The organism is Nocardia sp. NPDC004722, from assembly GCF_053601505.1.
On record NZ_JBSGBY010000239.1, the window covers coordinates 1 to 11724 of the forward strand.

At 69.5% G+C, this 11724-nt stretch carries 2 protein-coding genes; both read right to left on the reverse strand.

Features of this window, described 5'->3' with window-relative positions; genetic code table 11:
• Window positions 1-1186 (reverse strand): AMP-binding protein (locus tag ACWELQ_RS22885; protein ID WP_452399086.1); only part of this gene is annotated, 1186 nt, incomplete at its 3' end.
• 302 nt (window positions 1187-1488) lie between these two features.
• The coding region (locus tag ACWELQ_RS22890) for an amino acid adenylation domain-containing protein (RefSeq protein WP_452399087.1) at window positions 1489-11724 on the reverse strand (10236 nt) is incomplete at its 5' end.

The following is an 11724-nucleotide window of genomic DNA, read 5'->3' on the forward strand; positions in this document are numbered from 1 at the left end:
GATAGCCCTGGGCCAGCTGGTCACCGGCCAGATACAGTTCGCCCGCCACCCCGGCGAGATTCGGCATGAGGCGTTCGTCGAGCACGTATTCGGTGACGGTGCGCAGCGGCCCGCCGATGGTCACCGGGAGATCCGGCCTCAGGTCGGCGGTATTGGCGAGGATCGTGGCCTCGGTCGGTCCGTAACCGTTCACGAAGCGACGTGTCCGGCCCTCGGCCAGCGGAACGGCCCAGCGTCGCACCAACTCCGGCGGGCAGGCCTCACCCGCGACGACCACCACGGAAAGCGCGTCGAGTCCGCTCGGATCCACCGAGGACAGCGCCGCCGGGGTGATCATCATGTGCGTCACGCGCTCACGCCGCAGCAATGCCGCCAGCTCCGGACCGCCGAACACGGTCGGCGCTGCGATCACCAGGGTCGCGGCGGCACCGACCGCCAACAGCAGCTCGCCCACCGACACGTCGAACGACGGCGAGATGACATGCAGGACACGCGATTCCGAGGTCGCGCCGAGCAGCTCACGCTGCACCGCGCAGTAGACGCCGGCATTGCCGTGCGTCACCACGACGCCCTTGGGCAGGCCGGTCGACCCGGAGGTGTAGATGACATACGCCGGGTGCTGCGCGCTCAGCGGCCGCACCCGGTCGGCGTTGATGATCTGCTCGGCCGACGCGGCCGCCAGCGAGGCCCGCGCCTCGTCGCCGTCGATCACCAGCCACTGCGCCACCCCAGGCAGCTCGGCGCGCACCGCGGCGACCGTGATACCCAGTGCCGCACCGGAATCGGTCACCATGTGCGCGACGCGATCGGCCGGATACTTCGGATCCACCGGCACGAACCCGGCGCCGGTCTTGGCGATGGCCCAGACCGCCAGCATGGACTCGATCGAGCGCGGGATACCCACCGCGACCAGATCCCCGGGGCCGATGCCGCGCTCGATGAGCAGCCGGGCCAGCCGCGTCGACCGTTCGTCGAGTTCGGCGTAGGTCACGCTCGCGACGGTGGCCGTCTCGTCGGCCAGCACGAGCGCGAGGGCATGCGGATCGGATTCCACTGCCGCCGCCAACAATTGCGGCAGGGTGGGTATGCGTTTTCCGCGCGTCCCCGCCGGACGCGTGCGCTTCGGGCGTGTCGTACGACCGCCCCCATCGGGATTGCCGACGACTTCTCCCCCGACCCGAACCATGAAACTCTCCCCGGTGTTTCCAACCGCCCTCGCACGCGGCTTTTCAATCGCATCAATATTTGTCGTCCGGCCGCTTACTGACAAGTTGCTATTTGTGCCAATAGGTCAGCTATTCCGTGCCAGAATCGGTCGCCCTCGACGGGATCCGCCTGGTGAACAGGCATAACCAGCTCAAATGGGACAAAATACACCCACGGCTAGCTCGATATTCATCCCACGACGGAACCAGCGCCGTGATCCAACGCACATGGGTTGCCGATTCCACATGAAACGCAACGACATACGTTGACCTATACGTGTACCTATTCGGGGTTTTCCTCGATCTTGTAAACGACGTCGTGGCCGGCGAAATGTAAACGGACGCGAACACCTGGATGACGATCCATCAATTCACGCACGGTCGAGTGCACGCGGACCGGCGGGGTGTCATCTGCCACGTCGAGCATGATGTGGCGCATTGTGATACCCGCACGTCCCGAATCGGGCGCTATCATTTCGAGCCCTCGCTCCGAGTCGTTCATTCTCCGCAGCGCGTCGGTGAGCACGCCGCCGATCCGGGCGAACGCGTCCGGGTCCGTCATGCGGTCGTGGGTGACCGGAAGCAGATGGTCCGCGATCTCGCCGTGCACGAAGGGCGCCCACTCGGCCGCCGTTCGTCCCGCCGCCGCGTGGGCGGGATCGGCGGTTCCGAAGAACAGCAGCGTGCCGCGGTAGACGTCGGGCCGGAAGTCACGCTCGAGCGCGACCGTGCGCACGGCCCCGGCGGCCGTGCGGCGCACCAGATCCCGGGGCGCCTCGGCGAACTCCGAGGCCAGGGCGGTCTGCACGGCGTCGAGTGCCGCGTCGCTCAACTCCAGCCGATCCGCGCCCTCGAAGACGGCCGACGCGACCCCGAGTCCCGCGAAGCTCTCGCCGAGCGTGTCCCGGAATTCGTCCAGATCGTCCAGTGGGTAGCCGTCGAGGATGGCGAGCAGCTCCACCGAATCCCCTTGCCGCTGCAGCAGTGTCGCCATGTGGTGGGCGAGTTTGCCGCCCAGCGACCAGCCCAGCAGCCGGTAGGGCCCGGCGGGCTGCACGGCCCGTAGTTCGGCGACGTAGCGCTGCGCGATCGCGGCCAGCGTGGCCGGGGCGAAGTCCGGTTCGGTCAGCGCGGGCGTCTGCAACCCGTAGATCGGCACGTCGGCGGGCAGCACCCGGCTCAAACCCGCATAGCACCAGGCCAATCCGGCCAGCGGATGAACGCAGAACAGCGGCCGGGCCGCGCCGGTGGGCCGGAGCGGCAGGACGACCCCGAGCGCCCGGGTCAGATCCGCGTCGGCCTCCGCGCCGAGCGCGTCCATGCGGCGGGCGAGTCCGGCGACGGTGGCGTCGCCGAAGAAGTCGGCGACGGTCAGCCGGGTGCCGGTGTCCTCCCGCAGCAGGCTCACCACCCGGGTCGCCAGCAGTGAGGTGCCGCCGACGGCGAAGAAGTCGTCCTCGGCGCCGATCCGCTCCATTCCCAGCACCTGCGAGAAGGCCGCGGCCACAGCGGTTTCCGACGGGGTGGCCGGTGCACGGTAGGCGCGGGGCCGCAGTTCGGGCTCCGGCAGCGCCGCGCGATCGAGTTTGCCGACCGGCGTGAGCGGCAGCGCGTCCAGCACGACGAGGGCGGTGGGCACCATATAGGAGGGCAGGCGCGCGGCGATCGCCGCCGTCAGCCGATCGGTCTCGATCGTGTGGCCCGCGGCGGCGACCACATAGGAGACGAGCACGGTCTCCCCCGAGGCGGTGTCCCGGCCGAGGGTCACCGCGTGATCGACCTCGTCCCGGGCGGCGAGGGCCGCGTCGATCTCGCCGAGTTCGATGCGGAAGCCGCGGATCTTCACCTGGAAGTCGGAGCGGCCGACGTACTCGATCCGGCCGTCCGGGGTCCAGCGCACCACATCGCCGGTGCGGTACAGCCGGGAACCCGGCTCGCCCCAAGGGTTCGCGACGAACCGCCCCGCCGACAGCCCCGCCCGACGGCGGTATCCGCGCGCGAGACCGGGGCCGCCGAGGTACAGCTCACCGGCGACGCCCACCGGCACCGGGTGCAACCGGGAATCCAGCACCAGCACCGACGTGCCGTGCACCGGCGTACCGATGGTGACCCGCCCGCCCGGTTCCAGCCGTGCGCGGGTGGCCATGATGCTGGCCTCGGTCGGGCCGTACGCGTTGTGGTACAGCCGATCCGGACCGACCCACTTGGCCGCCAGCTCCGGTGCGGTCACGTCACCCCCGACCAGCACCATCCGCAATTGCGGCTGCCGGGCCGGGTCCACGGTGCCGAGCACGCCCGGGGTGAAGATCGCGTGGGTGACGTCCTCGCGGCGCAGCAGCTCCCCGAGTTCGGCCCCGCCCAGGATCTCCGGCGGCACCACGACCAGCGTCGCGCCGCTGGAGAAGGTCCAGATCCATTCCAGCAGTGAGGGATCGAAGCTGGGTGAGCACAGGTGCAGGAACCGGTCGCCGGGTCGCAGTGCGCAGGCGTCGGCCGCGGATTCGCGCAGTGCGCCGAGACCTCGATGGGTCACCATGACGCCCTTGGGCATTCCGGTGGAGCCCGAGGTGTAGATGACGTAGGCCGGATGGTCCGCGCGGATCGGGGCGAGGCGGTCGGCGTCGGTCACCGGGTCCGGTGACGCGGCCCGGCACTGGCGTTCGAGTGCGGCGTCGTCCAGAAACAGCCAGTCGATATCGCCGGGCAGCCCGGTCGCGAGCCCCGCGCCGGTGAGGCCGAGGAGCGCCCCGGAGTCGGTGACCATGTGCCGCACCCGATCCGACGGATAGTTCGGGTCGACCGGCAGGTACGCGCCACCGGCCTTGGCGACGGCCAGCACGGCCGCGATCATCTCCAGCGAACGCGGGAAGGCCACGGCGACCAGGGTTTCCGGGCCCACGCCGGACTCGATGAGCACCCGCGCCAACTGCGAGGAGTAGTCGTCGAGCTCGCCGTAGGTGACCGAGCGACCACGGTCACGGACGGCGACCAGGTCGCGGCCGAAGGTGACGCCGCGAGTCAACAATTCCGGCAGCAGGGCGGCATCCGTGACCGCGTGACCACACACCTGTGTGAGCGACCGCGATTCGTCCGCCGCCAGCAGCGGCAGATCACCGACGGCGGCACCGGGTCGCTCCACGATCGCGCGCAGCAGGCGGACGAACCGCGCGGCGAATACCTCGACGGTGTGGTCGTCGAACAGGTCGCGCGCGAACGCGAACGCCCCGTGCGCGCCGCCGTCACCGGCATCCGCGATGACAAGCTGCAGATCCACCTGGGAGGTCGAGGTCTCGAAATCGACCGCGGCGACCCGCAATCCGGGCAGCTCCAGGCTCGCGTCCGGCAGATTCTGGAAGGCCAGCATCACCTGGAAAAGTGGGTTGCGCGCGGTGGAGCGCTCCGGATTGAGCAGCTCCACCAGCCGTTCGAAGGGCAGGTCGGCGTGCGCGAAGGCGGCCAGGTCGGCCTCGCGGACCTCGGCCAGCAGTTCCTCGAACGTCCGCTGCCCGGCGATGCACGTGCGCAGCACGAGGGTGTTGACGAACATGCCGATGACATCGTCGAGTTCGGCCTCGCCACGCCCCGCGACCGGAGTGCCGATCGCGATGTCACCGGTACCGGACAACCGGGCCAGGAAGATCGCGAGCGCGGTGTGCATGACCATGAACCGCGTCGTATTGCGGTCTTGCGCAAGGGTTTGCAGACTGCTGTTCAGCTCCGCGTCGATCTCGAATCCGACGGACCCGCCACGCAGCGAGGCCACCGGCGGGCGCGGGCGGTCGGCGGGCAGGTTCAGTTCGTCCGGCAGTCCCGCGAGGGTCTTGCGCCAGTACGCGGTCTGCGCCGCGATCAGGCTGTCCGGATCGTCCTCGGAGCCCAGCACTTCACGCTGCCACAGCGTGTAATCCGGGTACTGCACCGGCAGCGGCAGCCACGCCGGGACCTGCCCGTCGGCGCGCGCCACGTAGGCCAGCATGAGGTCCCGCGTGAACGGGCCCATCGACCAGCCGTCGGCACTGATGTGGTGGACCGCGAACACCAGCACGTGCTCGGCCGCGTCGACCCGCAACAGCTCGGCCCGCAACGGAACCTCGTGTGCCACATCGAATCCGGCAGACAGAATCGCGGCGATGCGCTCCGGCAACGCGTCGGCCGCCACCGCGACCGGGGTGAGATCGGGCACCACCTGTGCGGCGGGCCGGATCACCTGGCGCGCCTCACCGTCCACCTGGGGGAAGACGGTGCGCAGCGATTCGTGTCGCTCGATGGTGTCGGCCACGGCCTGTTGCAGCGCAACCACATTCAGCTCACCGGTCAAGCGCACGGCCGCCGGGATGTTGTAGGCCGCCGAGGTGGTGTCGAACTGGTTGAGGAACCACATGCGCTGCTGCGCCAGCGACAGCGCAATACGCTCCGGGCGCGGTCGCGCGGTCAGGACGGGCCGTCCGCCGGTGCCCGCGTCCCGCTCGACCGCGACGGCCAACTCGGCCACGGTGGGCGCCTCGAACAACACGCGGACGGGAATCCGGGTCGCGAGGGCGGCGCCGAGCCGCGCGACCACCTGGGTCGCCAGCAGCGAGTTGCCGCCGAGCGCGAAGAAGTTGTCGCGGATGCCTACCCGTTCCAGGCCGAGCACACCCGCGAGCACCTCGGCGACCGCTTGCTCCACGGGCGTGCGCGGCGCCTGGAATTCACGATTCGTCAGCACCGGTTCCGGCAGCGCCCGACGATCCAGCTTGCCGACCGGCGTCAGCGGGACGGCGTCGAGAACCGTGATCGCCGTCGGCACCATGTAATCCGGAAGCCGTTGCGCGACATGCTCACTCAGCACCGCACCGTCGATCTCGCAGCCCGGGGCGGGCAGCACGTAGGCGGCGAGAATAGTGGCCCCAGCCGGTGTCCGATGCCCGACGGTGACCGCGAACTCCACGGATTCGTGTGCGGCCAGTACCGCGTCGATCTCGCCCAGCTCGATGCGGAAGCCCCGCACCTTGACCTGGAAGTCCGAACGGCCGACATACGCGAGCTCCGGCCCCGACCGGCCGGGCGTCCACCGCACCAGATCTCCGGTCCGATACATCCGCGTCCCCGCGGCGAACGGGTTCGCCACGAACCGCTCGGCCGACAGCGCGGCCCGGCCGTGGTATCCGCGAGCCAGCGCCCGCCCGGCCAGATACAGTTCGCCCGCCACGCCGGGCGGCACCGGATTCAACCGGGTATCCAGCACGTAGACCGCGAAGCCGGGCAGCGGGGCGCCGATCGAAATCGGCTGCCCCGCACGCATGGTCGCGTAGGTGGCGGCGATGGTCGCCTCGGTCGGGCCGTACCCGTTCAGGTATCGGCGGCCCGGCTGCCAGGCGGCGATGAGTTCGGCCGTGGTGGCCTCGCCGCCGGTGGCTACGAGTTCCAGCTCGTCGAGGCCCGTCGGGTCGACGGTGCCGAGCTGTGCCGGGGTGATGATCAGGTGAGTGATCCGCTGCCGGCGCAGCAGCTCGTGCAGTTCCGTGCCGCCGACGATGTCGGGAGGCGCGATGACCAGGGTCGCGCCCGCGGCGAAGGCCGTCAGCCATTCCTCGATCGACTGATCGAAACTGGGCGAGCAGATGTGCAGCATCCGGTGGTCGGAGTTCAGGCCGTACAACTCGAGGTCGTAATCGATCAAGGTGCTCAGACCGGCATGGGTGACGGCGACGCCCTTGGGCAGGCCCGTGGAACCGGAGGTGTAGATGACGTACGCCAGATGGTCCGGGCGCAGCGGGCGCAGGCGCTCCGCGGCGGTCACCGGTTCCCCCGAGACGGCGGCGCAGCGCGCCTCGACGCCGGGTTCGTCCAGCACCAGCCAGTCCAGCTCCGGCAGCGCGGTGGCGTGCGCGGACACGGTGACGCCCAGCGTGATCGCGGCGTCGTCGAGCATGTACCGCACCCGTTCCGGCGGATACGTGGGGTCGATGGGGACGAAGGCGGCCCCGGTGCGGGCCACCGCCCAGATCGCCAGGACGCTCCACAGCGAGCGCGGCAGGGCGATGGCCACCAGCGTGTCGGGTGCGGCGCCGCGGTCGATGAGCACCCGGGCGAGGCGCGCGGCGTAATCGTCGAGCTCGCCGTAGGAGACCGTGCGGTCACCGAATTGCAGTGCCACCCGGCGCAATCCCGGGCGGACACCGCGATCCAGCAGGTCCGGCAGCAGTTCCCCGGTCACCACGGCGGGCCGCGCCGTGACGGCCTGGCGATATTCGGTGTCGTCGAGCAGCGGGAGATCGCCGACGGGGGCGTGCGGCCAGACCAGCGCCGCGTCCAGTACGCCGTGGAAGCGGTCGGCGAAGCCGAGGATCGTCGCCTCGTCGAACAAGTCACGCGCATAGGAGAATTCGGCGTGCAGGCCCGCGTCGCCGAGATCGCTGAGGGTCAGCGACAGGTCGAACTGCTCGGTGGCGAAGTCCGAGTCGATCACCTCGACCCGCAGTTCCGGCAGCGCGAAGCTGCCCGCGGGCAGGTTCCGGAACGACAGCATGACCTGGAAGATCGGATGCCGTGCGGTCGAGCGCGGCGGATTGAGCACCTCCACCAGGCGTTCGAAGGGCAGTTCCGCGTGCGCGAAGGCCCGCAGATCGGTCTCCCTGGTCCGCGCCAGCAGTTCGGCGAAGCTGTCCGCGCCGCGCACGGGCGTGCGCAGCACCAGCGTATTGACGAACATGCCGATGGCGTCGTCCAATTCGGCCTCGCCGCGACCCGCCACCGGGGTGCCGATCGCGATATCGCCGGTCCCCGACAGCCGGGCCAGCAGCACCGCGAAGGCCGCGTGCACCACCATGAACAGGGTGGCCTGTTGGGCGCGCGCGAATTCGCGTGCCGCCCTGGTGATTTCCCCGTCGAGGTGGAACCGTACCCGGCCGCCCGCACCGGACTGCACGGCCGGGCGCGGCCGATCGGCGGGCAGGGTGAGTTCGTCGGGCAGCTCCGCCAATTCGGCACGCCAGTACTCGGACTGGGTGGCGAGCAGGCTCGCGGGATCGTCGGCGCGGCCCAGTACCGCACGCTGCCAGATACTGAAGTCGGCGTACTGCGCGGGCAGCGGCGACCAGCCGGGTGCGACACCCGCCACGCGAGCGGCGTAGGCGCTCATCACGTCTCGCGTGAGCGGCCCCAGCGACCAGCCGTCGGCGCTGATGTGATGCACGACGAACGCCAGAACGTACTCGTCGTCGTCGAGCTGGAACAGCCTGGCGCGCAACGGCACCTCGGCGGTCACATCGAATCCCGCCCCGAGGAACTCGGCGATCCGGTCCAGCAGGGAATCCGCGTCGATCGAAATCGGAGACAGATCCGGAACACCCTGGCCCACAGGCAGGATCAGCTGCGCCGGGTCGCCGTCGTGCTGCGGGTAGATCGTCCGCAGGATCTCGTGACGCTCGATCAGATCGGCGACGGCCTCTTGCAGCGCCGCCACGTCCAGAGCGCCGGAGAGCCGGACCGCGATCGGGATGTTGTAGCCCGCCGAGGCCGGATCGAACTGGTTGAGGAACCACATGCGCTGCTGCGCCAGCGACAGCGGAATGCGTTCTGGGCGCGCACCGGCAACCAGCGCCCGCCGCCCTTGGCCCGCGCGCTGCTCGGCCTTGGTCGCGAGAGCGGCCACGGTCGGCGCTTCGAACAGCAGCCGCACCGGGATCCGGGTATCCAGGGCCGCGCCCAGCCGGGCCGCGACCCGCGTCGCCACCAGCGAGTTGCCGCCGAGGGCGAAGAAGTCGTCATCCGCGCCGACCCGCTCGATGCCGAGAACCTCGGCGAAGACGCCCGCCACGATCTCCTCGACCGGCGTCGACGGCAGGCGGAAGGCGGTGGCCTCGAACTCGGGATCCGGCAGGGCTTTCCGGTCCAGCTTGCCGTTGGTATTGAGCGGCAGGGATTCGAGGACCACGAACGCCGACGGCACCATGTACGACGGCAGCGCCGAGCTCAACGCCGACTTCACCAGCGGCACATCCACACCCGAGCCGGACGGCACGAGGTAGGCGACCAGGCGGTCACCCGTGCGGGCATCCTGCTTGGCGATCACCGCGGTCTGCGCGATCTCCGGCAACGCCAACAACGCCGCCTCGATCTCACCCAACTCGATCCGGAAACCACGGATCTTCACCTGGAAATCCGTACGACCCCGGTAATCCAGTTCACCGTCGTTCCAGGCGACGAGGTCACCGGTGCGGTACATCCGCTCACCAACCGCGAACGGATTGGCCACGAAACGATCCGCGGTCAGATCCGGACGCGCGAAGTAACCACGCGCCAACTGCGCACCAGCCAAGTACAGCTCACCGGACACACCATCGGGCACCGGATTCAGACGCGCATCGAGCACGTAGACCTGCGAATTCCACTCCGGCACACCAATCGACACCGCACCGGCATCAGCATCAGTGACCAAATGCGAGGTGATCGACACCGCAGCCTCGGTCGGACCATAGAGGTTGAACAGTTCAGCGTTCCGGTTCCCGCTACGGAACCGCTGCGCCACCGAGGCGGGCAACGCCTCACCGATCGCCAGCACACGCCGCAACGAATCGTTCAGCGTCCCTCCGGCTTCGGTGAGCAGCGAATCCAACATCGACGGCACCACATGCAACATGGTCACCCGCTCCCGAACCATCAACTCGTTCAGGTACGCCGGATCGCGATGCCCATCAGCCGACGCGATCACCAGACGACCACCCGACACAGCAGCCGACCAGAACTCCCACACCGACAAGTCGAAGGTCGCGGCCGTCTTGAGCAGCACCGCATCATCCGCACCCAACCCGAATTCAGCAGTCTTCCACTGCAACTGGTTGGCGATAGCGCTGTGCGGCAACGCCACACCCTTCGGCCGACCCGTCGAACCGGAGGTGAAGATAACATACGCGGTGTTCGCGGCGGTCAGCTCCCGTACCCGCTCGGCGGCCGTGATCGGCTCGCCCGAGTAGCCGGACAGCTCCAGCTCATCGATACGCAGCACTGCGCCCGACACGCCCGCCCGCACGTCCTTGGTATCGAGCAGCTCGAAACCGTCGCGCGAGGTCGTCAATACGCACGCGGGCGACGCGGTGTCCAGGATGTAGCCCACTCGCTCGGCGGGCTGGTCCAGTTCCACCGGCACGTAGGCCGCACCGGCGACCGAGACCGCGTACATGGCGACGACCAGGTCAACCGAGCGGCGGATGGCCAGTGCCACCCGGTCTTCCGCACCGATTCCGCGCGAAATGAGCTCCCGCGCCAGGCGGTTCACCCGTGTACCCAGCTCGGCATACGTCACCGTCTCGCCATCCGGCCCGACCAGCGCGATGTCGTGCGGCGCGGCCGCGATCGTCGCGTCCAGCATCGAGGCCAGCGTGGCGGCCGAATCCACCTGGTGGGCGGTCGTATTGCGCGCCGCCAGGATCTCCGTCCGCTCGGCGGGGGTCAGTAGGTCGATCTCACCGACTCGTGTTGCCGGATCCTCGACGACGGCGGCGAGCAGGCGGTTCAACCGGTCCACGAACCGTTCGACCGTCGCGGCGTCGAACAGCTCGGTCGCGTAGGTGAGGTAGCCGCCGATTCCGGCGGGGGCACCGTGCTCGTCGTATCCGTCGGAGACGATCAGGTGCAGGTCGAACTGCGACACAGCCATATCCGACTCGACCGGCGCGATGGTGAGACCGGGCAGCTCCAGCGCGGCACGGGCCATGTTCTGGAAGGAGAGGCCGACCTGGAACAGCGGGTGATGGGCCGTGCTGCGGACCGGGTCGAGCGCCTCCACGAGGCGTTCGAAGGGAATGTCGCTGTGCGAGAACGCCCGCAGGTCGGTCTCGCGCTGCCGCGCCAGCAGCTCGGCGAACGATTCGCCGCCGTCCACCCGGGTCCGGAAGACCACCGTATTGACGAACATGCCGATGAGATCGTCGAGTTCGCGCTCACCGCGGCCCGCGACGGGCGTGCCGATGGCGATGTCCTCCGTGCCGGACAGCCGGGCCAGCAGGGCGGCGAAGGCCGCGTGCACCACCATGAACACCGTCGCCTGATGCTCACGGGCCAGCCGCACCACGCCCGCATGGATCTCCGGATCGATGCGCACCCACACGCGGGAGCCGAGCGCGGACGCCACCGCTGGGCGGGGCCGATCGACTGGAAGCTCCAGCAGGTCGGGCAGCCCGGCCAATTCACGACGCCAGAACGCCAGCTGCTGAGCCGCAATCGATTCCGGATCGGACTCGGAACCCAGCACCTCCCGCTGCCACAACGCGTAATCCGCGTACTGCACCCGCAAAGGCGTCCACGCGGGTTCCGCACCGGCCACCCGGGCCGTGTACGCGGTCATGATGTCGCGCACCAACGGCCCCATCGACGAGGCGTCGGCGGCGATGTGGTGTGCGACCACCGCCAGTACGAACCGGGGCTCCGGCGCCGGATCGGTGATCTCGAGCAGCCGCACCCGGATGGGCACCTCACGGGTGACATCGAACGGTGTGGCCGCGAGTTCGAGAACGGCACCGTCGATCTCGGCCGCACT